Annotated in this window: 29 protein-coding genes and 1 riboswitch; of the genes, 11 read left to right on the top strand and 18 right to left on the bottom strand. The window is 72.3% G+C overall.

Annotated elements, in window-relative coordinates; translation table 11 throughout:
* The first annotated feature begins 3 nt into the window (after window positions 1-3).
* From AB0O48_RS32725 to AB0O48_RS32705, 5 genes are all read left to right on the top strand, one after another.
* Complete coding sequence (locus tag AB0O48_RS32725) at window positions 4-876, top strand: metal ABC transporter permease (protein WP_357244562.1); 873 nt, start codon at window positions 4-6, stop codon at window positions 874-876.
* Between the two features lie 37 nt (window positions 877-913).
* Window positions 914-1,213 carry a metalloregulator ArsR/SmtB family transcription factor gene (locus tag AB0O48_RS32720; protein ID WP_355030824.1) on the top strand — a complete coding sequence of 100 codons (300 nt, stop codon included), beginning with the start codon at window positions 914-916 and terminating at the stop codon, window positions 1,211-1,213.
* Complete coding sequence (locus AB0O48_RS32715) at window positions 1,210-1,608, top strand: Fur family transcriptional regulator (RefSeq protein WP_357378404.1); 399 nt, start codon at window positions 1,210-1,212, stop codon at window positions 1,606-1,608. Before AB0O48_RS32720 ends, AB0O48_RS32715 begins: the two co-directional genes overlap by 4 nt.
* Before the next feature lie 151 nt (window positions 1,609-1,759).
* Window positions 1,760-2,368: a hypothetical protein gene (locus AB0O48_RS32710; RefSeq protein WP_357244556.1), complete on the top strand. Its 609-nt coding sequence runs from the start codon at window positions 1,760-1,762 to the stop codon at window positions 2,366-2,368.
* A gap of 70 nt (window positions 2,369-2,438) precedes the next feature.
* Window positions 2,439-2,606 (top strand): hypothetical protein, encoded by a 168-nt coding sequence (locus AB0O48_RS32705; protein WP_357244553.1) that lies wholly within the window; start codon window positions 2,439-2,441, stop codon window positions 2,604-2,606.
* A gap of 111 nt (window positions 2,607-2,717) precedes the next feature.
* Here AB0O48_RS32705 and AB0O48_RS32700 read toward each other — a convergent pair whose 3' ends face one another.
* The 5 genes from AB0O48_RS32700 to AB0O48_RS32680 all read right to left on the bottom strand — a co-directional run bounded on the left by AB0O48_RS32700 (window position 2,718) and on the right by AB0O48_RS32680 (window position 7,882).
* Window positions 2,718-4,724, bottom strand: a complete 2,007-nt coding sequence (locus AB0O48_RS32700) for an acyl-CoA dehydrogenase family protein (RefSeq protein WP_357572853.1) — start codon at window positions 4,722-4,724, stop codon at window positions 2,718-2,720.
* 103 nt (window positions 4,725-4,827) lie between these two features.
* On the bottom strand, window positions 4,828-5,331 hold the full coding sequence (locus AB0O48_RS32695; RefSeq protein ID WP_357244546.1) for a DUF6328 family protein: 504 nt from the start codon (window positions 5,329-5,331) through the stop codon (window positions 4,828-4,830).
* A 139-nt stretch (window positions 5,332-5,470) separates the two neighbouring features.
* Complete coding sequence (locus tag AB0O48_RS32690; protein WP_357244543.1) at window positions 5,471-6,220, bottom strand: SIS domain-containing protein; 750 nt, start codon at window positions 6,218-6,220, stop codon at window positions 5,471-5,473.
* Window positions 6,217-7,023, bottom strand: coding sequence for an AAC(3) family N-acetyltransferase (locus AB0O48_RS32685; RefSeq protein ID WP_357244540.1), 807 nt, complete (start codon window positions 7,021-7,023; stop codon window positions 6,217-6,219). The genes AB0O48_RS32690 and AB0O48_RS32685 overlap by 4 nt, the downstream gene beginning before the upstream one ends.
* 28 nt (window positions 7,024-7,051) lie before the next feature.
* A complete protein-coding gene (locus AB0O48_RS32680; protein ID WP_357244537.1) occupies window positions 7,052-7,882 on the bottom strand; it encodes an alpha/beta fold hydrolase in 831 nt (276 codons plus the stop codon).
* 106 nt (window positions 7,883-7,988) lie between these two features.
* Window positions 7,989-8,093, top strand: a riboswitch (TPP riboswitch).
* Between the two features lie 77 nt (window positions 8,094-8,170).
* Between AB0O48_RS32680 and AB0O48_RS32675 the strand changes: the two genes are divergently transcribed.
* From AB0O48_RS32675 to AB0O48_RS32665, 3 genes are all read left to right on the top strand, one after another.
* Window positions 8,171-8,758: an ECF transporter S component gene (locus tag AB0O48_RS32675; protein ID WP_357244534.1), complete on the top strand. Its 588-nt coding sequence runs from the start codon at window positions 8,171-8,173 to the stop codon at window positions 8,756-8,758.
* Window positions 8,759-8,869: 111 nt separating this feature from the next.
* Entirely contained in the window at window positions 8,870-10,300 is a 1,431-nt protein-coding gene (locus AB0O48_RS32670) for an ABC transporter ATP-binding protein (RefSeq protein ID WP_357244531.1), read from the top strand.
* Complete coding sequence (locus AB0O48_RS32665; RefSeq protein ID WP_357244528.1) at window positions 10,297-11,097, top strand: energy-coupling factor transporter transmembrane component T; 801 nt, start codon at window positions 10,297-10,299, stop codon at window positions 11,095-11,097. Before AB0O48_RS32670 ends, AB0O48_RS32665 begins: the two co-directional genes overlap by 4 nt.
* Window positions 11,098-11,266: 169 nt before the next feature.
* Here AB0O48_RS32665 and AB0O48_RS32660 read toward each other — a convergent pair whose 3' ends face one another.
* Complete coding sequence (locus AB0O48_RS32660) at window positions 11,267-11,725, bottom strand: hypothetical protein (protein WP_357244525.1); 459 nt, start codon at window positions 11,723-11,725, stop codon at window positions 11,267-11,269.
* A 287-nt stretch (window positions 11,726-12,012) separates the two neighbouring features.
* Between AB0O48_RS32660 and AB0O48_RS32655 the strand changes: the two genes are divergently transcribed.
* Together AB0O48_RS32655 and gndA are read left to right on the top strand one after the other, a co-directional pair.
* Window positions 12,013-12,312 carry an MTH1187 family thiamine-binding protein gene (locus tag AB0O48_RS32655; protein WP_357244522.1) on the top strand — a complete coding sequence of 100 codons (300 nt, stop codon included), beginning with the start codon at window positions 12,013-12,015 and terminating at the stop codon, window positions 12,310-12,312.
* A gap of 104 nt (window positions 12,313-12,416) precedes the next feature.
* Complete coding sequence (gndA, locus tag AB0O48_RS32650; protein WP_357244519.1) at window positions 12,417-13,859, top strand: NADP-dependent phosphogluconate dehydrogenase; 1,443 nt, start codon at window positions 12,417-12,419, stop codon at window positions 13,857-13,859.
* A gap of 159 nt (window positions 13,860-14,018) precedes the next feature.
* On the opposite strand, the gene AB0O48_RS32645 is transcribed toward gndA, so the two are convergent.
* The 5 genes from AB0O48_RS32645 to recO all read right to left on the bottom strand — a co-directional run bounded on the left by AB0O48_RS32645 (window position 14,019) and on the right by recO (window position 17,093).
* The gene (locus AB0O48_RS32645) at window positions 14,019-14,780 is read right to left on the bottom strand and encodes a pirin family protein (protein ID WP_357244516.1); all 762 of its coding nucleotides are present in this window, start codon (window positions 14,778-14,780) and stop codon (window positions 14,019-14,021) included.
* Window positions 14,777-14,977: a thioredoxin reductase gene (locus AB0O48_RS32640; protein WP_357244514.1), complete on the bottom strand. Its 201-nt coding sequence runs from the start codon at window positions 14,975-14,977 to the stop codon at window positions 14,777-14,779. Before AB0O48_RS32640 ends, AB0O48_RS32645 begins: the two co-directional genes overlap by 4 nt.
* Before the next feature lie 175 nt (window positions 14,978-15,152).
* Complete coding sequence (locus AB0O48_RS32635) at window positions 15,153-15,338, bottom strand: hypothetical protein (RefSeq protein WP_357244511.1); 186 nt, start codon at window positions 15,336-15,338, stop codon at window positions 15,153-15,155.
* Window positions 15,339-15,409: 71 nt separating this feature from the next.
* Entirely contained in the window at window positions 15,410-16,222 is an 813-nt protein-coding gene (locus AB0O48_RS32630; protein WP_357244508.1) for an isoprenyl transferase, read from the bottom strand.
* A gap of 4 nt (window positions 16,223-16,226) precedes the next feature.
* The gene (gene recO / locus AB0O48_RS32625) at window positions 16,227-17,093 is read right to left on the bottom strand and encodes a DNA repair protein RecO (RefSeq protein WP_357244506.1); all 867 of its coding nucleotides are present in this window, start codon (window positions 17,091-17,093) and stop codon (window positions 16,227-16,229) included.
* Between the two features lie 102 nt (window positions 17,094-17,195).
* On the opposite strand from recO, the gene AB0O48_RS32620 reads away from it, so the two are divergent.
* Window positions 17,196-17,999, top strand: a complete 804-nt coding sequence (locus tag AB0O48_RS32620; protein WP_357244502.1) for a DUF4097 family beta strand repeat-containing protein — start codon at window positions 17,196-17,198, stop codon at window positions 17,997-17,999.
* 41 nt (window positions 18,000-18,040) lie between these two features.
* Here the strand turns inward: AB0O48_RS32620 and era are convergent, their stop codons facing one another.
* The 7 genes from era to AB0O48_RS32585 form a co-directional block, all read right to left on the bottom strand.
* Window positions 18,041-18,946 (bottom strand): GTPase Era, encoded by a 906-nt coding sequence (era, locus tag AB0O48_RS32615; protein ID WP_357244499.1) that lies wholly within the window; start codon window positions 18,944-18,946, stop codon window positions 18,041-18,043.
* Window positions 18,943-19,329 (bottom strand): cytidine deaminase, encoded by a 387-nt coding sequence (locus tag AB0O48_RS32610; protein ID WP_357244496.1) that lies wholly within the window; start codon window positions 19,327-19,329, stop codon window positions 18,943-18,945. Before AB0O48_RS32610 ends, era begins: the two co-directional genes overlap by 4 nt.
* Entirely contained in the window at window positions 19,322-20,743 is a 1,422-nt protein-coding gene (locus AB0O48_RS32605; RefSeq protein ID WP_357245177.1) for a hemolysin family protein, read from the bottom strand. Before AB0O48_RS32605 ends, AB0O48_RS32610 begins: the two co-directional genes overlap by 8 nt.
* Window positions 20,719-21,192, bottom strand: coding sequence for an rRNA maturation RNase YbeY (gene ybeY, locus AB0O48_RS32600; RefSeq protein WP_272613012.1), 474 nt, complete (start codon window positions 21,190-21,192; stop codon window positions 20,719-20,721). Before ybeY ends, AB0O48_RS32605 begins: the two co-directional genes overlap by 25 nt.
* 15 nt (window positions 21,193-21,207) lie before the next feature.
* Entirely contained in the window at window positions 21,208-22,266 is a 1,059-nt protein-coding gene (locus AB0O48_RS32595) for a PhoH family protein (protein WP_357244492.1), read from the bottom strand.
* A 131-nt stretch (window positions 22,267-22,397) separates the two neighbouring features.
* Window positions 22,398-23,795 (bottom strand): serine hydrolase domain-containing protein, encoded by a 1,398-nt coding sequence (locus AB0O48_RS32590; protein ID WP_357244489.1) that lies wholly within the window; start codon window positions 23,793-23,795, stop codon window positions 22,398-22,400.
* Window positions 23,792-24,151: a histidine triad nucleotide-binding protein gene (locus AB0O48_RS32585; protein ID WP_357244486.1), complete on the bottom strand. Its 360-nt coding sequence runs from the start codon at window positions 24,149-24,151 to the stop codon at window positions 23,792-23,794. Before AB0O48_RS32585 ends, AB0O48_RS32590 begins: the two co-directional genes overlap by 4 nt.
* Window positions 24,152-24,216: the final 65 nt, after the last annotated feature.

Raw genomic sequence — 24,216 nt, 5'->3', positions numbered from 1 at the left:
CCCATGGGACTCTTCCAGTACTCCTACATGCAACATGCCCTGATCGGCGCGCTGGTGATCGGCCTGGCCGCGCCGGCGCTCGGCATCTACCTGGTGCAGCGCCGACTGGCGTTGATCGGTGACGGCGTCGGGCACGTCGCGCTGACCGGCGTCGGGGCCGGACTGCTGCTCAACCGCTCGCCGGTGCTGGTCGCCGTGCTGGTCGCCACCGCGGGCGCGATCGCCATCGAGGTGGTCCGGGCTCGGGGGCGTACCTCTGGCGATTTGGCCCTGGCCCTGCTCTTCTACGGCGGCATCGCGGGCGGCGTACTGCTGGTGGGCCTCTCCGACGCAACCAGCGCGAACCTCAACGCCTACCTGTTCGGGTCGCTGATCACCACCTCCCTCGCCGACGTGATCACCATCGCGGTGCTCGGCGCGGCGATCCTGGTCACGATGATCGCGCTGCGCCCGGCGCTCTTCGCGGTCAGCCACGACGAGGAGTACGCCCGGGTCTCCGGCCTGCCGGTACGCACGCTGAACCTGCTGATCGCGGTCGCCACCGCGGTCACGGTGACCATCGCGATGCGGGCCGTCGGGGTGCTGCTGATCAGCGCGCTGATGGTGGTGCCGGTCGCCACCGCCCAGCAGGTCACCCGGGGCTTCCGCAGCACCATGACGGCCGCGATGGCACTCGGGCTCTTCGCCGCTGGCTCCGGTGTCTGGGTGGCGGCCACGGCGGACACCGCGCCGGGTGCCTCGGTGGTGCTGGTGGCGATCGCCTCCTTCCTGGTGGTCGCCGTCGCCGGTGGGGTCTGGCGGACACTGCGCCGACGGTCGACGCCGACCCCCGCGCCAACAGCCGAACCCCACGAGGTCGTACTGGGCCGATCCTGATCCGCGAGCCGTCGGTGGTAATGGGTACCGTTACGGAATGACCAGCGCGACAGGCTACGAGGGCTTCGACGGGGCCAGCGAGTTGCTCCGCGCCCTGTCGGCGCCGATCCGGTTGGCCATCGTCAGCGAGCTGGCGAGCGGTGAGCGGTGCGTACACGAGCTGGTGGACAAACTCGGTGCCGCGCAACCACTGGTCTCCCAGCATCTGCGGGTGCTCCGCGGCGCAGGGGTGGTGCGGGGTTCCCGCCGAGGTCGGGAGATCGCCTACAGCCTGGTCGACGAGCACGTCGCGCACATCGTGGCCGACGCGGTCAGCCACGCCGGGGAGGGATCATGAGCGAGCAGGGCGCCGCGGTGCGCAACACCCGGCAGCGTTCGGCGGTGAGCGCGCTGCTGGCCGAGATGGAGGGCTTCCACAGCGCCCAGGACCTGCACGCGATGCTGCGGCAGCGCGGCGAGCGGGTCGGCCTGACCACCGTCTACCGCACCCTGCAGGGGCTGGCCGACGCCGGTGAGATCGACGTGATGCGGCCGCCGGGCGGCGAGCACCTCTACCGCCGGTGCAGCGAGGGACACCACCACCACCTGGTCTGCCGGGTCTGCGGCAACACGGTGGAGGTGGCCGGCCCAGCGGTGGAGAGCTGGGCCGACCGGGTCGCCGCGCAGCACGGCTACGCCGACGTCAGCCACACCCTGGAGATCTTCGGCACCTGCCCCACCTGCGTCCGCTGAACGGTCATTCATCATCGCCGGCAATGCAGCAAGACCTCGCTCGACATCTCGATCCGGGCGGCGCGAAGCTGGCCGGCCCGGGTCGAACCGCTCCCCCGCCGGCTGATCCGGCGGGTGCCGGTCCCGGCCCGTTCGTGTCACGCTGTCCGGCGTGAAGATCTATGCCGATCGGTTCCCGACCGCCGCCCGTCAGTTGCTCACCGACCTCCTCGTCGTCGCCTGGGTGTACGCGGCGGTCCGCGGCGCGCTGTGGCTGCACGACCTGGTGCAGAAGCTCGCCGTACCGGGACAGAAACTGGAGGGTGCCGGCGGTGGCCTCGCCGACAACCTCGCCGACGCCGGCGGCAAGGTTCGCCGAGTGCCGCTGGTCGGCGACGAGCTGACCGCGCCCTTCCAGCGGGCCGCCGACGCCGCCCGAGGGCTCGCCGACGCCGGCCGCGACCAGCAGCACCTGGTCGACCAGCTCGCCCTCGCCCTCACCATCGCGGTGCTGATCTTCCCGCTCGGCCTGGTGCTGTTCGGCTGGCTGCCGCTGCGGCTGCGCTGGATGCGTCGGGCCGGGTCGGCCGCGAAGCTGGCCGCCGGGCCGGCCGGCCGGGACCTGCTCGCCCTGCGTGCCTTGGCCACCCAGCCGCTGGGCCGGCTCACCCGGGTCGGCCCCGACGTGGCCGAGGCGTGGCGGCGCGGCGACGACGCGACGGTCGACGCGCTGGCCGCGCTGGAGCTGCGCCACCTCGGCCTGCGCGGCCGGAGCCGCTGACGTCGACCACGGGTGCCGGCGACCACCGCGCCGTCGCGGTTCGCGCGCCGGGGACCGTTAAGGTCTTCGGGTGTTCTACTTCCTGGTCGTCATCGCTGTCCTGCTGCTCGGCTACGCCGCCGTCCTGGTCTCCTTCGTCCGCCGGGGCAAGAAGATCCCGTCCGCGGCCTACCTGGGTCTGGCGGCGCTCAACGGACTGATCCTGGCGGCGGTGCTGGCCTGGGCGATCGCCAGCTGACCCGCACCGTCACCACCGCACCGACCCGGCAGGACGCCGGGCGGCGCGGTCACGGCCCGGCAGGACGCCGGGCGGCGCGGTCACCGCCCGGCAGGACGCCAGGCGGCGCGGTCACGGCCTCGGCGGGATGCGGCGGCGGACGTCCTCGGCGGTGGACGGGCCGGGCGACCAGCCGGCCACCCAGGGCAGGTCGTCGGACGGGGTGAGCACGCCCTCCTCCAGGCCCGCGTAGCGGCCGGCGAGGATCCGCTTCGCGGCGGCGGTGTCGACCGAGTCGGTGTTGTCCCAGAGAGCCGAGAACAGGGCGTCCACCCGCACCCGCGCCTGCCGGCAGAACAGGTCGGCCAACTCGATATTTTCCGGGCGGCTGGCCCGCTCGGACTGTGCCCGGACACAGACGGCGGACATCGCGAACAACTCGGCGCCGATGTCCACCACACGGCCGAGGAACGCCTGCTTACGTTCCATCTTTCCCTGCCAGCGGGACATCGCGTAGAACGTCGAACGGGCCAGCTTGCGCGATGACCGCTCCACCTGCCGCAGGTGCGGGGCGAGCGGCCCGAACTCGGCGTACGCCGACGGGCTCTGCCCCCGGCCCACGGCGAGCGTGGGCAGCCACTTCGCGTAGAAGGCACCGGCTCGGGCGCCGGCGCGCGCCTTGCGGCCCAGGCCCGCGTCCGGGTCGATGATGTCGCCGGCCACCGACAGGTGGGCGTCGACCGCCTCCCGCGCGATCAGCAGGTGCATGATCTCCGTGGAGCCCTCGAAGATCCGGTTGATGCGCAGGTCGCGGAGCACCTGCTCGACGTTTGCCGGGCGTTCGCCGCGGGCGGCCAGCGAGTCGGCCGTCTCGTAGCCGCGCCCGCCCCGGATCTGGACCAGTTCGTCGGCGATCTTCCAGGCCATCTCGCTGGCGTACAGCTTGACCAGCGCGGCCTCGATTCGGATGTCGTTGCGGTCGTCGTCGGCGAGCAGACAGCACAGGTCGAGCATGGTCTCCATGCCGTAGGTGGTGGCGGCGATGAAGGAGAGCTTCTGCGCGACCGCCTCGTGCTCGCCCACCGGACGGCCCCACTGGACCCGGTCGGCGGCCCAGCCCCGGGCCACGTTCAGCGCCCACTTGCCGGCGCCCACACACATCGCCGGGAGCGACAGGCGGCCGGTGTTCAGCGTGGTCAGGGCGATCTTCAGCCCCTTGCCCTCGCCGCCGATCACGTTCTCGGCGGGCACGAACACGTCGTGGAACCGGGTGAGGCTGTTTTCCAGGCCGCGCAGACCGATGAACTCGTTGCGCCGCTCGACGGTGATGCCGGCGCTGTCCCCGTCCACCACGAACGCGGTGATCCCACCCCGCCGCCCCTCGGTGGCCGGCACCCGGGCCATCACCACCAGCAGCGTGGCCACGATGCCGTTGGTGGCCCAGAGCTTCACCCCGTTGAGCCGGTAGCCGGTGCCGTCCTCGGTCGGCTCGGCGACGGTGGCCAGCCGGGCCGGGTCGGAGCCGACGTCCGGTTCGGTGAGCAGGAACGCGGACACCTCGCCGGCGGCGAGCCGGGGCAGGAAGCGCTGCTTCTGCTCGGCGGTGCCGAACATCTTCAGCGGCTGCGGCACCCCGATCGACTGGTGCGCGGAGAGCAGCGCGCCGATGGCCGGGCTGACCGAGCCGGCCAGCATCAGCGCCCGGCAGTAGTGCAGGTTGCTCAGCCCGAGCCCGCCGTACGTCCGGTCGATCTTCATGCCGAACGCGCCGAGGTCGGCCAGGCCGTGGAAGACCGAGTCCGGAATGGACGCGTCGCGTTCGATGGCCGCCCCGTCCACCTCGGTGGTCAGGAAGGCGCGGAACCGTCCGAGGAACTCCTCGGCACGGGCCACGTCGTCCGGGTCGGACCGGGGCCATGGGTCGATCAGGTCGAGCCGGAAGCGGCCGAGGAACAACTCCTTGCCGAAGCTGGGCCGGTCCCAGGAGGACTCGCGAGCGGCCTCGGCGACCCGCCGGGCCTCCTTCTCCGAGACCTGCCCGGCCTCCGCGGGCAGCGGTGCGGCGGCTCCGGCGGTCTGCGGGGTGGTGTCGGAATCCGGGCCGTCCGGTGCTGGTCGGCCGTCCTGTGTCGTGGTCACGGCTGCCCCCTCGAACCTCGGTGCGGCTGCTCGACGTGTGCGACTACCGTCACGTTACCCCCGGGTGTTACCCAGGGGTAGCGCTCGGTGGAGAACTGCTCGATCAGCGGCCGGCGACCTCGTCCGGGTCGTCGTCGTCGTCGTCGATGTCGTCCTCACCCCAGCTGCGGCGGGCGAACGGCAGGGCGGCCCAGAACGTCAGGAACCAGAGCCCGGTCAGCGCGCTGAGCACGAAGGCGATCGGCCGGTCCAGCACGAAGTCGGTGATCAGTAGCACCGCGCTGACCATCGCGATCAGCATGAAGGCGAGACCGCCGGTGGCCATCCGGTGCGCGAAGCGCACCAACTCCGGCTTGCGCCCCTGCCGGAACAGGGCCCGGTGGAACGCCACCGGCGAGATGATCATCGCGGTCGCGGCGGCCGCGGCGAGCAGCGCGACGATGTAGACGTCCCGCTGGAACTCCGTGGTCTCGGTGAACCCGTTGCTGAACGGCAGGGTGAGCAGGAAGGCGAAGAGGATCTGCACGCCCGTCTGTGCGACCCGCAACTCCTGCAACAGGTCGGCGAAATTCCGCTGCCAACGCTGCTTCTCGGTCTCCTTGGACACGCGCTACCTCCGCTGCGACGCTACTGCCGGCGGTCCCGGCCGCCGGCAGCAACGCCAATGCCCCACCCGGGTGAGCGCGAAACAGGTTCACGACATTCGCTGTTCACCTTCTGGACGCACGTCGGTTATCAGTACGGCCTCAGGACCCGCGTCGGATCCGACCGGCGTACCGGGCCTCCAGCTCGGTGTTGTGCGCGTCGCCGTCCGGGATGTTCGCCGACAGGTAGACCGGCGGCCGCTCCCCCGCCGCCAGCAGCCGGGCCACCACCTCCACGGTCACCTGCTGGGCGAGCAGCGCCGCGGTGATCGAGGAGACCGCGCCGACCGCGCCGCCGCCGGGCAGCGGCAGGGTCGCATCACCGTACGGAGCGCCGTTGTCGAGCACGACGTCGGCGAGGTCGGCCAGCTTGCGCCCAGACGGGTGGCGGGAGGTCATCCGGCCCGAGTGTTGCGCGGAGGTGATCGCCACCAGGCCGTGACCGCGTTCCTTGACGAGCGTGGCGAACTCCACCATCGCGCCGTTGACCCCGGAGTTCGAGGCGAGCACGAAGACGTCGGTGGGCCGTACCGGCGCCAACTCGTAGAGCCGGTGCGCGACCGCCGGGTCCCGTTCCAGCAGCGGGCCGAGCCGCTCCGCCGGTTCGCCGCCGAGCAGCACCAGGTCGCGCAGCGCGATCCGGTTGGTCGGCACCAGACCGCCCGCCCGGCCGGCGATCTCCATGGCGAGAGCCTCGGAGTGCCCGGTGCCGAACGCGTGCACCACCCCGTCGGCGCGGACGGCGTCGGCGATCAGGTCGGCGGCCCGCCCCACCGCCAGCCGCTGGCTGGCGGCCACCCGGCCGATCGTCTCGGTCACCACGGCCAGGTAGGCCTCGGCACTCACCGTCATGCGTCCTCCGTCGTCCGGTGTCGGTCCAGCCAACGCACCGCGAAGTCGACAGCCGCCCGCTGACTCATCAGCCTGCCGGTCCCGGTGCCGACCGGTCCGGTGCGAACCGCCCCGGTGGCCTCCAGGTCCGTGCCCAGCGCGTCGAAGTCGTCCGCGTCGAGCCGTACGTCCTGCCACCACATCCACTCCCGACCACCGTCGCCGGTCCGCACCGCGGCGCCGACCCGCTCGCGCGGCGAACCGGGGCAGCGGTACTCGGCCAGATGCAGCGAGGTGCTCACGGAGTGGTCCACGCCGAGCAGCAGGACGTCGGCGTCCAGGTCATAGAGCCGGGCGAGGGGAGAACCCTCGCCGAGCATGTCGGCCAGGCCGTGCCCGGCCACCACCTGCTCGGCGGCCGGCCCGAGCGCGGCGAACGACACGTGCGGATGCGAGCTGCGCAGGGCGCCGGGCCAGCCGCGAACCGTCTCTGCGAGCACGCCCATGAACCGGCTCGGCGTGACCGCCGGGTCGAAGCCCGGCATCTCGGCGCGGATCAGCGGCCACCAGTCCGCCGGCACCGGTGGATTGCGCCACCCCGCGGGGTCACTGTTGTCCGGCGTGTGGGTGGGCACCACGATCGTGCCGTCCGGGCCGAGCGCGTCGCGCAGGGCGAGCACCACCGCGTGCGGGCCGCCGCTGACGAACCCCAGCGGACGTAGCGCGGCGTGCACCAGCAGCGTCGCCCCGGGGCGTACGCCCAGCAGGCGCAGTTGCGCGGCGATCGAGCGTCGGGTGCCCGGCCCGCTGGCGTTCGTGGTCACGGCGCCCCTCCCTGGCTGGCCCACAGGCTCAGGCCGTTCCGCCGGCCCGAGCCAGGATCGCCTCGGCGAGCGGACCCGGCGCGGTGTCCGGAATCCAGTGACTCACACCTGGCAACCGCACGAAGCGGTACGTTCCGGTGACGTTCGCGGCGCACGCCTCGGCGGCGGTCTGGCCAATGGCGACGTCCCGGTCACTCCAGACGTAGGTGGTGGGTACCGCGACCGGGCCGACACCGGCCAGGTCGGCGCGGGACATCGCCCGGTACCAGTTCAGCGCGGCGGTCAGCGCCCCCGGCTCGCGCATCGGGGCAACGTAGCGGTCCACCCGGGGCGCGTCACCCACCCCGCCGAGCATCTTGCGCAGCGCGGTCGCGTGCCACGCCAGCAGCACCTTCTCCGCCGTGCCCGGCTTACGGAACAACGTGATGTACGACGAGCGGGCCTTCTGCTGGCCGTCGTTGCTCAGGGCGTACGCCATGGCGGCCGGATGCGGCACGGACACCGCGGTCAGGGTGCGGACCCGGTCGGGGTGCCCGGCGGCGACCGCCCAGGCCACGATCGCGCCCCAGTCGTGGCCGACCAGGTGCACGGCGTCCAGCCCCAGGGCGTCGAGCACCGCCACCACGTCGGCGACGAGTTCGGGGATCCGGTAGTCGGCCACCGCCGTCGGCCGCGCACCGGGCGAGTAACCGCGCTGGTCCAGCGCGTACGTGCGCAGCCCGGCCGCGTGCAGCGCGGGCACCACGTCGTCCCATTCACCGCTGTGCTGGGGGAAGCCGTGCAGCAGCAGGACGGGTACGCCGTCCGACGGACCGCCGGCGGTTACCTCGAACGTGAGACCTCGCGCGTCAACCCGCATGATCGTCAGCCTACCCAGCCGCGGTACGGCCGGCTGAACGCCGAGATGGGCGGATGCCCTGCTGGGCCGGCCCCCCTGGTCAGTGTTAGCGTCGACGAGACAACTTCACATCCGACAGGGGAGCGCACAGCGCTGAGAGTGCGGGCATGCCCGCAGACCCTCGAACCTGATCTGGGTAATGCCAGCGCAGGGAGTTCGGTCGACCTCCAGCCGCGCCGCCGTCCGGTGCCACCGGACGCGCGGCGTGCGTCTTCTCCTGGTTCGATTTACTGAACTGGGAGCACCAGCATGGACAACACCACCAACCGTTGGCGGACCATCGACATCGTGGTCGCCTCGGTGATCGCGGTCGCCTTCGGCGTCATCTTCTGGGCCTGGGGCCTGGTCTGGAGCGCCACCGAGGGTGCGTTCGCGTTCTTCCCGCCGGCGCAGACGCTGCTCTACGGCGTGTGGCTGATGCCGGCCGTGATCGGCGGCCTGGTCATCCGCAAGCCCGGTGCCGCGCTCTACTGCGAGACGGTGGCCGCGGTCCTGTCCGCGCTGCTGGGCAGCCAGTGGGCCGGCACGGTGATCCCGCAGGGCATCGTGCAGGGCATCGGCGCCGAGTTGGCGTTCGCCGCCTTCCGGTACCGGTCGTTCCGGCTGCCGACCGCGATGCTGGCCGGCGCGCTGACCGGCCTCAGCGCCGCGCTGTTCGACTTCTTCGTCTGGAACGACGCCTACGCGCTTGCCGACTACCGAATCCCGTACGCGCTGCTCACCATCGTCAGCGCCACCGTGATCGCTGGTGCTGGCGGCTGGCTGCTGACGAAGGCCCTGGCCAACACCGGCGTCCTGGACCGCTTCCCGGCGGGCCGAGACCGAGCCCTGATCTGACCCCGCCCCGTTGATCAAGAGGTTTGCGTCAGCGGAAGGCGATTTCCTGACGCAAACCTCTTGATCAACGGCGGATGGGCGGGGGACGCGCGGCCCGGAGGGGGTGGATTGGTGGGCGGGGTACTGCTGCGGGGGTTCGGGTGGCGGCACGCTGGGCGGCGCGCCTGGGCGGTGCGCGGGGTCGACCTGCGAATTGAGGCCGGGGAGCGGGTTCTGCTGCTCGGGCCCTCCGGGGCCGGTAAGAGCACCCTGCTCAGCGCGTTGGCAGGGCTGCTGCCCGAGGACTCCGGCGAGCAGGAGGGCACCGTCGAGATCGACGGGCTCGACCCGCGCAAGGGGCGGGAACGCGTCGGCATCGTCTTCCAGGACCCGGAAACCCAACTGGTGATGGCGCGCTGCGGCGACGACGTCGCGTTCGGTCTGGAGAACCGCGGGGTACCGACCGACGAGATCTGGCCCCGGGTGGACGAGGCGCTACACCGCGTCGGCTTCCCGTACCCCCGGGACCGCCCCACCGCCGCGCTCTCCGGCGGCGAGCAGCAACGCCTCGCCCTGGCCGGCGCGCTGGCGCTGCGTCCCGAGCTGCTGCTGCTCGACGAGCCGACCGCCAACCTCGATCCGGCCGGGGCCGACCTGGTCCGCCAGGCGGTGGCCGGCGCGCTGCACGCCGACACCACGCTGATCCTGGTCGAGCACCGGGTCGCCGAGGCGCTGCCGCTCGTCGACCGGGTGGTCGTCCTGGAGCCAGGCGGCGGGGTCCGCGCGGACGGCACCCCCGAGGCCGTCTTCGCCGCCCACGGCGCCGCCCTGGCCGCCGAGGGGGTCTGGGTGCCCGGTCACCCCATCGCGCCCCGGCCGGCCACCGCCGCGCCGGGGGACCTGTTGCTCACCGCCGACCGGCTCGGCCTGCCGCCCCGGCTGGGCTCCACCGACCTGGGGGTACGCGCCGGCGAGGCACTCGCCGTACGCGGACCCAACGGCGCCGGTAAGTCCACCCTGGCACTGCTGCTCGGCGGGTTGCTCCGGCCGGGCGCCGGACGGGTCACCGCATCCGTCGAGCTGGCCGGCGCGGACCACCGCACTCCCCCACACCGCTGGCGGGCCCCCGCACTGGTCCGCCGGATCGGGTCGGTCTTCCAGGACCCGGAGCACCAGTTCGTCACCAGCACCGTCTTCGACGAGCTGGCGCTCGGCCCACGCCGGACCGGTCAGCCCGAGGCGGCCGTCAACGAGACCGTCAGCGGGCTGCTGGAACGGCTGCGACTGGTCCGGCTCGCCGCCGCCAACCCGTACACCCTCTCCGGTGGTGAGGCGCGGCGGCTGAGTGTGGCGACCGCCCTGGCCACCGCGCCCCGCCTGCTGATCTGCGACGAACCCACCTTCGGTCAGGACCGGCGGACCTGGCGGGAACTGGTCGACCTCTTCGCCGACCTGCGCGACGCCGGGCACGGCCTGGTCGCGGTCACCCACGACGCGGACTTCGTGGCCGCGCTCGCCGACCGAACCATCACCCTGCGACGCTCCTCGGACGACGACCGATGATCAGCATCGAGTCGGTCGCCACACCCGGTGCGCCGTTGGCCCGCCGCAACCCGGTGGCGAAGGTCGCCGCCGCGCTGGTCTTCTCGTTCACCCTGCTCGCCACCCTGGACCCACTGGCCCCGGCGATCGCCATCGCGCTCGAACTCGCCGTGCTGCCGCTGTTCGGCATCGGCTACCGGGTGCTGGCCCGGCGGGCCTGGCCGCTGCTCCTCAGCGCCGCCGGCATCCTGGTCACCCTTGTGCTCTTCGCCGCCGACCGGTCCGGTCGGGTCCTGCTGGACGCCGGACCGGTGCTGGTGAGCACCGGCGTGCTGCTCACGGCGCTCGGGCTGGTGCTGCGCATCTTCGCGGTGGCCCTGCCCGGTGTGATCGTCTTCGCGACCACCGACCCCACCGACCTGGCCGACGCGTTGGTCCAGAACGCGAAGGCGCCGGCCCGGTTCGCCATCGGGGCACTGGCCGCGTTTCGCCTGGTCCCGCTGCTCGGTCAGGAGTGGCAGATGATCAGCATGGCCCGACGCGCGCGCGGGGTCGACGCGGGACGCAACCCGCTCGCGAAGCTACGACTGTTCGCCTCCACCGCGTTCGCGCTGCTGGTCGGGGCGATCCGCCGGGGCACCCGCCTCGCCGTCGCGATGGACGCCCGGGGCTTCGACGCCGGCACTCCCCGGACCGCGGCCCGCCGCCAACGCTTCACCCGCGCCGACGCGCTCCTCATCGTCGGGGCCGCCGTGCTGGCCGGTGCCGCCCTCACGACAAGCGTCCTGGTCGGCACCTTCCGCCCCCTGATCAGCTGAGCCCGTCCCGGGTCACCCGCACGCCCGCCGCCCGCGCGGGCCCGCCGTGCGCGGGCAAGATCTGCACAACATCAGGGATGTAGTGGCCTCGTTGGCGCAGGAGGCCACTACATCCCTGATGTTGCTGTCAGCACCCGGCGCCCCACCCGACGGGGCGGGGGCGGATCGGTCAGCTGCGGCGGAAGGCGTAGCGGCGGGTCTGGCCGGCCTGTTGGCTGCGTCCGCCGCCCGAGCGGTTGCCGCCGCCCTGCGGCGGACCGGCCGTCGGTGCCGCCGGTCGCCCGGCCGCCGGTGGCAGATCGTCCACCGCCGGAGCGTCGACCGCCGCCGGCACGTCGAACGCTGCCGGCACGTCGACCGGCGCCGGCACGTGGACCGGCAGCGTCAACGCGTCCGAGACGGCCGCCGCCGGCAGCGCCGGCCCGACCAGCACCGCCGGCCCGACCAGTGCCGCCGGTAGCGCCGGCTCGACCAGTGCTGCCGGCTCGACCGGCAGTGCCGGCTCGGTCGGTTCGACGGCGAGGTCGAGGCGGGTGGGTGGGAGCGGGCCGTGCTCGGCCGCCGGGTCGATGCCGAGCGGCGTCGCGCCGGGGGTACGGGACTTCTTCGGATTGCGCCTGGCAGGCATCCGGGCCTCCTTCGGTGCCGACCGGCTCGGCCGGTCCCGCGTTCCGGCGGTCGGTCGGATCGGCTGGTGACCGTCGCGGCGCGACGGTCGAACGGGAGAGACTGCTCACCGGGGTCGGGCAGGGCCAGCGCCGCCGAAGTGCGGGTGGGATGCGGGACGCCCGGGAGCGCACGGACCGCGACGCGGGGCGGCGGGCCGGCTCGGAGAAGGGGCGTCAGTAGCGCATGCCCGCACACTATCGCCGGTCGTCCGTCGGCGCAGCCGATTTTCCTGGCACCATCGGCGGCATGCTTATCGCGTTCTCGGTAACCCCGCTCGGAGTCGGTGAGTCTGTCGGTGACCTGGTCGCCGAGGCGGTACGGGTGGTCCGCGACTCGGGTCTGCCCAATCGCACCGACGCCATGTTCACCACGATCGAGGGTGAGTGGGACGAGGTGATGGCGGTCGTCAAGCGGGCGGTCGACGTGGTGGCCGCACAGGCGCCTCGGGTGAGCGTGGTGCTCAAGGCCGACATCCGCCCGGGGGTGACGGACGCGCTCACCGCGAAGGTCGCGCATGTGGAGGATCGCCTGGCCCGGGAAAGCTGAGCATCATTTGCCGATAACCGGCTGTCGAGACGACTCACCCACGTTTTGCCGCACCGCGATACGGTCCTAGCACGTAAGTCCGACGGCGAGAGGTGGCGGCACGAATGGCTGAGCAGGCGACGGCGCAGATCGGTGTGACCGGGTTGGCGGTGATGGGCCGTAACCTGGCCCGCAACCTGGCCCGCAACGGCTTCACGGTGGCGGTGCACAACCGGTCGCCGGAACGCACCCGCAGCCTGGTTGCCGAGCACGGTGACGAGGGCACGTTCGTGCCCGGCGAGACGATGGCCGACTTCGTGGCGTCGCTGGAGCGGCCCCGCGCGGTGATCGTGATGGTCAAGGCGGGTGCGCCCACCGACGCGGTGATCGACGAGTTGGTGCCGCTGCTGGAGGAGGGCGACATCATCGTCGACTGCGGCAACGCCCACTTCGCCGACACCCGCCGCCGGGAGGAGGCGCTGCGCGCACAGGGGCTGCACTTCAGTGGCACCGGCGTCTCCGGTGGCGAGGAGGGCGCGCTGCTCGGGCCGAGCATCATGCCCGGCGGCTCCACGGAGTCGTACGCCAAGCTCGGGCCGATGTTCGAGAAGATCGCTGCCCAGGTGGACGGCGTGTCGTGCTGCACCCATGTCGGGCCGGACGGTGCCGGGCACTTCGTCAAGATGGTGCACAACGGCATCGAGTACGCCGACATGCAGCTCATCGCCGAGGCGTACGACCTGCTTCGGGCCGGTCTGGGCGCGAAGCCGGCGGAGATCGCGGAGATCTTCCGCGACTGGAACGGCGGCGAGTTGGAGTCGTTCCTCATCGAGATCACCGCCGATGTGCTCGCGCACACCGACGCGGCGACGGGCCGCCCGTTCGTCGACATCGTGCAGGACCGGGCCGAGCAGAAGGGCACCGGCCGGTGGACCGTGCAGAGCGCCCTGGACCTGGGCATTCCGATCACCGGGATCGCCGAGGCGACCTTCGCCCGTTCGCTCTCCGGGCACGTCGACCAGCGGGAGGCGGCGCGGCGGGCGTTCCCGGACGCGGGTGAGCAGTGGCAGGTCACCGACCGGGACGCGTTCGTCGAGGATGTCCGCCGGGCGTTGCTCGCTTCCAAGATCGTCGCGTACGCGCAGGGCTTCGACCACATCCGCGCCGGCAGCCAGGAGTTCAACTGGGATATCGACCTGGGCGGCACGGCCACGATCTGGCGGGGCGGCTGCATCATCCGGGCCCGCTTCCTGAACCGGATCCGCGAGGCGTACGACGAGAAGCCGGAGCTGCCGACGCTGCTGGTCGCGCCGTACTTCGCCGAGGCTGTCGCCGCTGGCGTGCCGAGTTGGCGGCGGGTCGTGGCCGACGCGACCCGGGCCGGTGTGCCGACGCCGGCGTTCTCCTCGTCGTTGGCGTATTTCGACGCGCTGCGCGCCGAGCGCCTGCCGGCCGCGTTGATCCAGGGTCTGCGGGACAATTTCGGCGCGCACACCTACCAGCGGGTGGACCGCGAGGGCTCGTTCCACACCACGTGGGCGGGCGACCGCGCCGAGTCCCCGGCGTAGTCGGCGCGGCGCCCCGCGGCGCCGTGATCGCACCAAATCCATGATGTAGTGGCCTTCCGACGTCGGGAGGCCACTACATCCGTGTTCGGGCGAGATCATGGGGCAGGGCGGTGCGCGATCACGGGGGCGCGGCGGAGCACGCCTCCCGCCCGGCGACGGTCAGCTGATGGTGGCGTGCATCTCCCAGACGAGGATCTCGGCCGGTTCGTCGGCGGTGACCCGCCGGCCGCCGGTCCTGGTGAGCCGGGCCGCGTCGCCGGAGCCGAGCGGGCCGCTGCCCTCCAGCGTCACCGTGCCGTCGGGCACGTACAGGTGCACGTAGGGCGCGTCCGGGATGGTGACCTCGTCGCCGGGAGTGAGACGGGCCGCGTGCAGGGTCGCGTACCGGTTACGGATCCGGATCGCGGACGCACCGTCGTAGCGGTCCATTCCGGAGGCGATCGGCACCAGGCCACCGCGCAGGAGTTCGTCCTCGATCTCCAGTTGCTCGTAGCCGGGGTCGACGCCCGCTTCGTCGGGGAGCACCCACATCTGCACGAAGTGGACCGGGTCGGTGTGCGGTGTCTGGTTGTCGAGTCGCCAGGCGTCGTTCTTCTCCGAGTGCAGGATGCCGGTGCCGGCGCTCATCCGCTGGGCCAGGCCCGGGTAGATCACCCCGGAGTGACCGGTGGAGTCCTGGTGCACCAGGGAGCCACGCAACACCCAGGTAATGATCTCCATGTCCTGGTGCGGGTGGGTCTCGAAGCCGGCCCCTGGGCGCACCACGTCGTCGTTGTTGACGAGCAGCAGACCGTGGTGTGTGTTGGCCGGGTCGTAGTGCCGGGAGAACGAGAACGAGTGCTTGGAGTCCAGCCAGGAGATCCGGGTGGCGAAGCGGTCGTCGGCGCGACGCACCTCGACCGACGGCGCGGGAGCGGTCACCAGGCACGCCGCGCGGTGTCGGGGGCCGTGGGCGCCCAGGTCAGGGCCGGCTCGCCGGTGGCCAGTTCGGCGATCTCACCGGTTAACAGTTGCGGTGCGTGACCGAACTCGGCGCAGTGCTGCTCGGCGATCTCGGCACAGATGTCGGCCACCTGCGCACACATCGGCTCACCCAGATCCGCGGCGTTCAACGCCATGATCATCTTGTATCGGAGATCCCGCACAGCCACCCCCACCGCCGTCGACCCGCCACCTTCGGACCCTACCCGGGCCCCATTCCGCGGCACCCCGAAACGACCGACCCGAGGGGGTGGGACGAGACGGCGCCGCCCGCACCGGAGTGCGGGCGGCGCCGGGGACGGGCGGGGTTGGTCAGAAGAAGCGACGCCGCTTGGCCTTCTGGGGACGCATGAGGTCCGCGCCCTTGGTGAGCAACCGGGTCATCCCGGAGGGACCACGCCGGGCCTCCAGGGTGTGGCTGAGCCGGCGGGCACCGGCAGCCGCGAGGGGCACCGCTACCGCCATCACCGCCCACTGGGCAATGCGCTTCTGGATCATGTGGGTTCACCTCCGTCAGTGGCTTCTGACGACTGTGATACCCAGAGTGACGGGAGAGTAAGCGCGTCGGCTCAGATCACCGGGGCGACCGGGTTGGGCAGCGCCCCGCCGAAGCGGCGGTCCCGCTGCGCGTACAACTCGCACGCGTACCAGAGGTGGCGGCGGTCGAAGTCGGGCCAGAGCGTGTCCAGGAAGACCAACTCCGCGTACGCGGACTGCCAGAGCATGAAGTTGGAGATCCGCTCCTCCCCCGAGGGGCGCAGGAACAGGTCCACCTCCGGGATCTCCGGGTGGTAGAGGTACTTCGCCACGGTCTTCTCGTTGACCTTGGCCGGATCCAGTCGCCCGGCCGCCACGTCGCGGGCGATCGCGGCAGCGGCGTCGCCGATCTCGGCCTGCCCGCCGTAGTTGACGCAGAACTGCAGGGTCAACGTCGCGTTGTCCCGGGACATCTCCTCGGCCGTCTGCAACTCGGAGATGACGCTCTTCCACAACCGGCCGGCCCGGCCCGACCAGACCACCCGGACGCCGAGGTCGACCAACTGGTCACGGCGACGACGGATCACGTCCCGGTTGAACCCCATCAGGAACCGGACCTCGTCGGGCGAGCGCCGCCAGTTCTCGGTGGAGAAGGCGTACGCCGACAGGTACGGGATGCCCATCTCGATCGCGCCCTCGATGGTGTCGAAGAGGCTGTGCTCCCCGGCCTCGTGGCCCTTGGTGCGGGCCAGCCCCCGATCCTTGGCCCAGCGACCGTTGCCGTCCATCACCACCGCCACGTGCTTCGGCACCGCCTCGGTCGGCAGCGCCGGCGGTCGGGCGCCGGATGGGTGCGGTGTCGGCGGCGTCGGCTCGCGCCGGCCGGCCTTCTTCGATCGGATCACTCGGTCACTCCCTGCTCGTGCCGTCCGCCCCGGCCTCGACGTCGCCACGTGGCCGGAGCACCACGACCCCGGCGCCGTCCGGCGGCGAGGACGTGCCGGTCGCCGAGGGACCCCGGTCGACCAGCGGCAGCGAGCGTAGCGCGCGCTCCAGGTGCCATTGCAGGTGAGCCGCGACCAGCCCACTGCACTCCCGGCGTACGCCGGAGTCGGTGGCGTCGGCGAGCACCCAGTCACCGGTGGTCAGCGCGGACATCAGATCGATGGTGGCCGGCGCGGGGTGGGCCGCGCCGGGTGGCCGACAATCCGGGCAGACCGCACCCCCGGCCGGCACGGAGAAGGCCCGGTGCCGCCCTGGGGTGCCGCAGACCGCGCAGGCGATCAGCGCCGGTGCCCAGCCGGCGAGGGCCATCCCCCGCAGCAGGTACGCGTCGAGCACCAGGGTGGTGGCGTGCTCGCCCCGGGACAGCGCCTTCAGCGCGCCCACGGTGAGCTGGAAGAGCCGCAGCGACGGCTCCCGCTCGACCGGGGTCAGCCGCTCGGCGGTCTCGGCGATCGCGCTGGCCGCCGTGTAACGGGGATAGTCCCCGAGGAACCGCTTGCCGTACAGGTCGATGCCCTCGACCTGGCTGACGGTGTGCAGCGAGCTGCCGAGGTTGCCCTTCGGGTCACCGGCGAGCTGGAGGTCGACGTGGCCGAACGGCTCCAGCCGGGCACCGAACTTGCTGGTGGTGCGGCGGATCCCCCGGGCCACCGCGCGCAGCCGGCCGTGCCGACGGGTGAGCAGGGTGATGATCCGATCGGACTCGCCGAGCTTCTGCACACGCAGCACCACCGCGTCGTCGCGGTAGAGCTGTCGGCGATACCCGGCCATCGGGCCATTCTCCCTCGGGGTGTGAAATCAGGGTTGGTTCGGGGTGGATGCGCGGACGAACCCCGATGCGCCAGGCTCGTCGCCGCCCGTAGCGTGCTGGTCATGGCAATGCACCCCACCACCAGCGCCGTCCGTCGCGCCACCGCGCCCGTCGCTCTGGGCCTGACAACCGCCCTCATCCTTGTCGCCGGGTGCGACAACCTCGCCATGCGCCGCCTTGACTACGACGACACCGAGGCGGCGAAGATCACCACCATCCGGGTGCTGCCCGGTGCGGGCGACGTGATCGTCCGGGGTAGCGGCACGGAGGGCGAGGCGCGGATCAAACGGGTCGTGCGCTATCAGGGTGGCGAGCCCAGCGCCCGGTACGAGATCAAGGGCAGCGAGTTGGTGCTGGACACCGACTGCGGCGACCGGTGCAGCATCTCCTACGAGGTGGCCCTGCCGGAGGGCGTGGCTCTCCAGGGCGAGTCCGGCTCCGGCGACGTCGAACTGAGCCGGGTCGGCACGGTGGATCTGCGGCTGGGCTCCGGCGACGTACGGATCGTCGGCGCGTCCGGCGCGGTCGGGGTCGAGACGGGCTCCGGTGACATCGACGTCAGCGAGGCCAGCGGGGCGGTCCGACTGCGCGCCGGCTCCGGGGACATCACCGCGCGCCGACTGGGCGGCGCGGTCGACGCGGAGGCCGGGTCCGGCAACGTCAACGTCGAACTGGACAAGCCCGCCGCCGCCCGCGCACATGCCGCCAGCGGCGATGTCACGCTGCTGGTGCCGGCGGGAAGCTACCGGGTCCGGTCCAACACCGGCTCCGGTGACGCCCGGGTCACCGTCGCCGACGATCCGGCCGCGTCCCTGGTGCTCGACGGCTCGGCCGGCAGCGGCAACGTCACCATCAGCCAGCGCTGACGGTACCGGTCGCCACCGGGCCGACCCACCGCCGAGGACGCTCAGAAACCCAACTTGCGCAACTGCTTCGGGTCGCGCTGCCAGTCCTTCGCGACCCGAACGTGCAGGTCGAGATAGACCCGGCCGCCCAGCAACTCCTCGATCTGCCGGCGGGCGTTGGTGCCGACCTCCTTGAGCCGGCTCGCCTTGTGCCCGAGCACGATCGCCTTCTGGCTGGGGCGTTCCACGTACAGGTCGGCGTAGATCTTCATGACCTGACCCTCGGGGATCATCTCCTCCACCACCACGGCGATGGAGTGCGGCAGCTCGTCGCGGACCCCCTCCAGGGCGGCCTCGCGGATCAGCTCCGCGACGAGCACCTGCTCGGGATCGTCGGTCAGCATGTCGTCCGGGTAGAGCTGCGGCGACGGCGGCAGGTATTTGGTCATCACGTCGACCAGGGTGTCCACCTGGTGCCCGGAGACCGCGCTCACCGGCACGATCTCGGCGAACTCCCCCATCTTGCTGACCGCGAGCAACTGCTCGGCCAGGCGGCGCTTGTCGACCAGGTCGGTCTTGGTGACCACCGCCAGCACCGTCGCCTTCAGCTCGGCCAGCTCACCGGTGATGAACCGGTCTCCGCGCCCGACCGGCTCGTCGGCCGGGATGCACAGGCCGATCACGTCGACCTCCGTCCAGGTGGACCGGACCAGGTCGTTGAGGCGCTCGCCGAGCAGCGTACGGGGGCGGTGCAGCCCCGGGGTGTCGACCAGGACCAGTTGCGATTCCGGACGGTGCAGCACGGCCCGGATGACGTGCCTGGTGGTCTGCGGCTTGTTCGAGGTGATCGCGATCTTGGTGCCGACGATGGCGTTGGTGAGCGTCGACTTGCCCGCGTTGGGCCGGCCGACGAAGCAGCCGAACCCGGCCCGGTACGGGCGGGTCTCCGGGTCCCGCACGGGGCTCACTCGGTCACCGTGCCGAGGACCGTGCCGTCCGGGGCGGCCACGTGGATCGGCGCGTCCGTCGCGAGGTCACGCACGGCCGAGTGCCCGGCGCCGTCCAGCGTCGACGCCTCGGTCACCACCACCGCGGCCTCCAGCCGGCTCGCCCCGGCCGCCACGGCCGACGCGACCGCCAACTGCAACGCGGTGAGAGTCAGCGAGGGCAGCGCGACACTTGCCGCCGCGTACGTCCGGCCGTCCTGATCCCGGACCGCGGCGCCCTCCACGGCGGCGACCCGGCCACGGGCGCCCCGGGCCAGGACGACCAGTTTGGCGTCCTCGGCGCTCAGGGGCGCCGGCGCGGTGGGGGCGGGCCGGGCGGCGGGCGCGGCGGGTGTGTCAGGCATCGGCGGATTGCCTCTCGTCGTCTCGGTAGTTGTCCGTGTCGTCCCCGGAGCCGGCGTGCTCGCCGCGCCCCGCGTCCTGCTCATGGCCCGACTCCACCCGGTTGACCAGGACGGTGTCGATCCGGTTGCGCCGGCCGGTGGTGCCCTCGGCGAGCAGCCGGAGCCCGGCGACCTCGACCTCCGCGCCGGGGATCGGCACTCGCCCCAGCGACTGGGCCAGCAGGCCACCGACCGTCTCCACCTCGTCCGTGGGAAGTTCGGTGTCGAACATCTCGCCCAGGGTCTCCACCGGCAGGCGGGCGGTCACCCGCACCGAGGAGTCCGTCAGGCGTTCGACGGGCGGGCGTTCGACATCGTACTCGTCGGTGATCTCACCGACGATCTCCTCCAGGATGTCCTCGATGGTGACCAGACCGCCGGTGCCGCCGTACTCGTCGACCACGATGACCAGGTGGTTGCGGGCCGCCTGCATCTCCGACAGCAGGTCGTCGACCGGCTTGGACTCCGGCACGAAGGTCGCCGGGCGCATCAGCTCGGCCACCGGCAACTGTTCGGCCGCCGGGTCCCCGCCGCGGGAGCGCCGGATCAGGTCCTTGAGGTAGAGCACACCGAGCACGTCGTCGACGCTCTCGCCGATCACCGGGATGCGGGAGAAACCCGAACGCAGGAAGAGCACCAACGCCTGCGCGAGCGTCTTGCCCTCCTCGATCCACACCATCTCGGTACGCGGCACCATCACCTCGCGGGCGATGGTGTCACCGAGCGCGAAGACCGAGTGGATCATCTGACGTTCGCCGTGCTCGACCACGCCGCGCTGCTCGGCCAGGTCGACCAGCTCACGCAACTCGACCTGGCTGGCGAACGGCCCCTCCCGGAAGCCGCGCCCCGGTGTGACCGCGTTGCCGATCAGGATCAGCAACGAGGCGAGCGGATTGAGCGCCCGGCCCAACCAGCGGACCAGCGGCGCCACCGCACGACCCACGGCGTACGCGTGCTGCCGGCCGATGGTGCGCGGAGCAACGCCGACGACCACGAAGCTGACCACGGTCATCGCGCCGGCGGTCACCAACGCGGCCCGCCAGCCGGCGCCGAAGCTGTCCACCGCGACGAGCGCCACCAGGGTGGTGGCGGTCAGCTCGGCGAGCAGCCGCAACAGCAGGAGCAGGTTGAGGTGCCGGACGACGTCACCGGCGACCACCTGGAGGGTGCGGGCGCCACGCACGCCGTCGCGGGCCAGCTCGGCGGCCCGCGCCGGCGAGACCGCGGCGAGCGCCGCCTCGGTCATCGCGATCAGCCCGGCGAGCACCACCAGGCCGGCCGCGAAGACGATCAGCTGGAAGTCGGGAAGGCCGGCGGTGGCGCCGGCCGCCAGTAACGGAGGAGTGGACATCACTGGGTGCGGGTCGACCGCCAGCTCGCCAGCAGGCGGGCCTGGAGGGCGAACATCTCCCGCTCCTCCTCCGGCTCGGCGTGGTCGTAGCCGAGCAGGTGCAGGACCCCGTGCACGGTGAGCAGGTGCAGCTCGTCGGCGGGGGCGTGCCCGGCGGTCGCCGCCTGCTTGGCCGCGACCTCGGGGCAGAGCACGATGTCACCGAGCAGGGCGGGCTCGCCACCGGCCGGCGCGGACTCCCCCGGGCCGTGGTCGACGCTGCCCTCGTCCATGGGGAAGGCGAGCACGTCGGTCGGACCGTCGCCACCCATCCAGCGGTGGTTCAGCTCGGTCATGTAGTCGATGTCGACAAGCAGCACGGACAGCTCGGCGAGGGGGTTGACCCCCATCTCGTCGAGGGCGTGCCGGGCGACGGCGAGCACGGCATCGGTGTCAACCTCGACACCGGACTCGTTGGCGATCTCGATGGACAACTGCTTTCCTCTGCTTTAGCGGCGGCGGCCGGCACGGCCGCCCTGGGCGGGTCGCCCGGGCACGGCGTGGACGCCCTGCGCCTGCTGGTTCTCCCGCTCGGCGTCCCAGCGGGCGTACGCGTCGACGATCTCCCCCACCAGCCGGTGGCGGACCACGTCGGAGCTGGACAACTGGGAGAAGTGCACGTCGTCGACGTTTTCCAGGATCTCCCGGACGACCCGCAGGCCGCTGCTGGTCCCGCCGGGAAGGTCCACCTGGGTGATGTCACCCGTCACGACGATCTTGGAGTTGAAGCCGAGCCGGGTGAGGAACATCTTCATCTGCTCGGGCGTCGTGTTCTGCGCCTCGTCCAGGATGATGAACGCGTCGGAGAGCGTCCGGCCCCGCATGTAGGCCAGCGGTGCCACCTCGATCGTCCCCTGGGCCATCAGCTTCGGGATCGTCTCCGGGTCGAGCATCTCGTGCAGCGCGTCGTAGAGCGGGCGCAGGTACGGGTCGATCTTGTCGTTGAGCGTGCCGGGCAGGAAGCCCAGTCGCTCACCCGCCTCCACCGCCGGCCGGGTCAGGATGATCCGGTTGACCTGCTTGGCCTGCAACGCCTGGACGGCCTTCGCCATCGCCAGGTAGGTCTTGCCGGTGCCGGCCGGGCCGATGCCGAAGACGATGGTGTGGGTGTCGATCGCGTCGACGTACCGCTTCTGACCGAGCGTCTTGGGACGGATGGTGCGCCCGCGACGGGAGAGGATGTTGAGCGTCAGGACCTCGGCGGGCCGCTCGGCACTGCCCTGCTCGAGCATGCCGACGGTACGCCGGACGGCGTCAGTGGTCAGGGTCTCGCCTTTCTCGATGAGTTCGAGCAGCTCACTGAAGACCCGCTCGGCAAGGGCGTTGTCCGCGGGGTCACCGGTGATGGTGATCTCGTTGCCGCGAACGTGCACGTCACTGTTGACCGAGCGTTCGACGAGTCGGAGGATCTCGTCGCCTGCGCCGAGCAGATCGACCATGATCTTCGAGTCGGGCACGGTGATCCTGGTCTGCACCCGGGGCGGGCCGGGAGGTGGGGTGCCGGTCATAAGGTGGGCCGAAGGGCCCTGCGCACCTGCTCTCGATCTCGGCGCCGGCCCTGCTGGCACGGCGTGCGGACGTTACACCCATCGTATCTGTTCAACGTGGGGCGCATCGCGCCCATTTCCGCTGGCCGCGATCAACTCCCGGCCCGGAAGTCGTACCTGTCGAAGGTCTCCTGATGACGGGTGAACCGGTACGTCGCCCAGTGCATCCGGACCACCGCGCCGGCCCCGTCCCGGGTCAGTCGCAGCAGCTCGCCGGCCTCCCGACCGGAGACCGTGCGGAACACGTCCGGCTGGTCCGGCAGCGGGGTGAAGATCGCCGGCGGTCGTCCGGCCGGGTCACCGACCCCGCGCGCCCGCAGGGTGCCGTCGTGCCAGGAGAAGACGTACTCGTAGCCCTCTCCCCACCAGCGGCCGAGCGCACCCCGCAGGGCCGCCGGAGCGGGTGCGCCCGGCCGCCAGGGCTCGATCTCGGCCGGGTCGTGCTCGACCGCCGCCGCGAGCAGCAGGTGCGGCAGGTCGAGCACCTCGGTCGCCGTGCCGGACGAGCCGAGCACGGCGGCGCCCATCGCGCCGGCCGTGCCCTCGCCTCCGCGACGGCCGTACACGGCGGCGAGGAAACCGGGCATCGCCCCGTCGTGCCCCACGTGCACCACCCGCTCCCCCTGCGGGACGAGGATCAGCCCGAGCCCGAAGCCCGCGCCCCAGAGCGTCTCGTCGGTGGTGGTCACCGGCCAGCGCATCTCGTCCAGGGTGGCCGGGGCGAGGACCGCGCCGGCCGGGTCCAGCGCCGCCGGGTCGGCCAGGAACGCCGCCCAGCGGGCCATGTCGGTCGCGGTGCTCCAGAGCTGGGCGGCCGGGCCGACCGCACCGAAGTCGGTGGGCGGTTCCGGGCGCGCCTCGTCGGAGTACGCGTCGACCAGGAAGCCGGTGGCCGCCGTCGGCCGTGGGGTCACGGTGGTGTCGGCCAGCCCCAGGGGCGTCAGGATCCGCTCGGTGAGCGCCCGCGCCCAACTTTCGCCCCGAAGCCGGGCGACGAGCTGGCCGAGGACGGCCAGGCCCAGGTTGGAGTAGTGGAACCGACGGCCGGTCGGCAGCACCCGCTCGGCCCGGTCCAGCTCCGCGACCAACTGGTCGGCGTCCGGCGCGCGCAGCCTGTCCCACACGTCGCCGAACGGCTCGCGTTGCAGGCCGGCGGTGTGCGACAGCAATCGGCGCACGGTCAGCTCGCCGTGTGCCGGGAGGTCCAGGTGCCGGCCCACCGGGTCGTCCAGGTCCAGCAACCCGTCGTCGCGGCACTGCAGGACCAGCGCCGCGGTGAACGTCTTGGTGACCGAGCCGATCCGGAACTGGGTGCCCGGCCCCAACGGGCTGTCGGTGCCGGTGTCGCCGACGGTGCAGTTCCAGAGCGGGCGGTCGGCCCGGTGCAGCGCCGCCGACACCGCCGGCACCCGGGCGTCGGCCTGCACCCTGCGAACCAGCCGACCCAGGCGCTCGTCCACCCGGGCGTCCGGCGCCGGCCCTGCGCTCACGCCAGGTTCCGGGCGAGCATCGGACCGAGCGGCGCGCCACCGAGCAGGTGCACGTGCACGTGGAAGACCTCCTGGCCGCCGTACGCGCCGGTGTTGAACATCAGCCGGAAACCGTCGCCGAGCAGGCCCTCGTCCTCGGCCACCGCGGCGGACGTCGCCAGCACGTCGGCGGCCAGCGCCGGGTCGCCCTGGGCGAGTGTGGCGACGTCGGCGTAGTGCTCCTTCGGAATGACCAGCACGTGCACCGGCGCCTTCGGGTCGATGTCACGGAAGGCGAGCGTGGTGTCGGTCTCCCGGACCACGGTGGCCGGGATCTCCCCGGCGACGATGCGGCAGAACAGGCAGTCGGATCCCATCGGGGCAGTGTAAAGACCAACGGGCCGGGGGCGCTCCGGCGCGGCACGCGCCGCCGGCGGCGTTC

This window comes from Micromonospora sp. NPDC085948, from assembly GCF_040686315.1.
Classification (GTDB): domain Bacteria; phylum Actinomycetota; class Actinomycetes; order Mycobacteriales; family Micromonosporaceae; genus Micromonospora.
This window is presented reverse-complemented; position numbering and strand designations above follow the sequence as displayed.

What these genes read in the sequence shown, in the direction of transcription:
- AB0O48_RS32725 (WP_357244562.1), top strand. Translation starts at nt 4, where the DNA reads ATGGGACTCTTCCAGTACTCCTACATGCAACATGCCCTGATCGGCGCG.
- AB0O48_RS32720 (WP_355030824.1), top strand. Translation starts at nt 914, where the DNA reads ATGACCAGCGCGACAGGCTACGAGGGCTTCGACGGGGCCAGCGAGTTG.
- AB0O48_RS32715 (WP_357378404.1), top strand. Translation starts at nt 1,210, where the DNA reads ATGAGCGAGCAGGGCGCCGCGGTGCGCAACACCCGGCAGCGTTCGGCG.
- AB0O48_RS32690 (WP_357244543.1), bottom strand. Translation starts at nt 6,220, where the DNA reads ATGACGGTGAGTGCCGAGGCCTACCTGGCCGTGGTGACCGAGACGATC.
- AB0O48_RS32680 (WP_357244537.1), bottom strand. Translation starts at nt 7,882, where the DNA reads ATGCGGGTTGACGCGCGAGGTCTCACGTTCGAGGTAACCGCCGGCGGT.
- AB0O48_RS32675 (WP_357244534.1), top strand. Translation starts at nt 8,171, where the DNA reads ATGGACAACACCACCAACCGTTGGCGGACCATCGACATCGTGGTCGCC.
- AB0O48_RS32665 (WP_357244528.1), top strand. Translation starts at nt 10,297, where the DNA reads ATGATCAGCATCGAGTCGGTCGCCACACCCGGTGCGCCGTTGGCCCGC.
- AB0O48_RS32660 (WP_357244525.1), bottom strand. Translation starts at nt 11,725, where the DNA reads ATGCCTGCCAGGCGCAATCCGAAGAAGTCCCGTACCCCCGGCGCGACG.
- AB0O48_RS32655 (WP_357244522.1), top strand. Translation starts at nt 12,013, where the DNA reads ATGCTTATCGCGTTCTCGGTAACCCCGCTCGGAGTCGGTGAGTCTGTC.
- gndA (WP_357244519.1), top strand. Translation starts at nt 12,417, where the DNA reads ATGGCTGAGCAGGCGACGGCGCAGATCGGTGTGACCGGGTTGGCGGTG.
- AB0O48_RS32640 (WP_357244514.1), bottom strand. Translation starts at nt 14,977, where the DNA reads ATGGCGTTGAACGCCGCGGATCTGGGTGAGCCGATGTGTGCGCAGGTG.
- AB0O48_RS32635 (WP_357244511.1), bottom strand. Translation starts at nt 15,338, where the DNA reads ATGATCCAGAAGCGCATTGCCCAGTGGGCGGTGATGGCGGTAGCGGTG.
- recO (WP_357244506.1), bottom strand. Translation starts at nt 17,093, where the DNA reads ATGGCCGGGTATCGCCGACAGCTCTACCGCGACGACGCGGTGGTGCTG.
- AB0O48_RS32620 (WP_357244502.1), top strand. Translation starts at nt 17,196, where the DNA reads ATGGCAATGCACCCCACCACCAGCGCCGTCCGTCGCGCCACCGCGCCC.
- AB0O48_RS32610 (WP_357244496.1), bottom strand. Translation starts at nt 19,329, where the DNA reads ATGCCTGACACACCCGCCGCGCCCGCCGCCCGGCCCGCCCCCACCGCG.
- AB0O48_RS32595 (WP_357244492.1), bottom strand. Translation starts at nt 22,266, where the DNA reads ATGACCGGCACCCCACCTCCCGGCCCGCCCCGGGTGCAGACCAGGATC.
- AB0O48_RS32585 (WP_357244486.1), bottom strand. Translation starts at nt 24,151, where the DNA reads ATGGGATCCGACTGCCTGTTCTGCCGCATCGTCGCCGGGGAGATCCCG.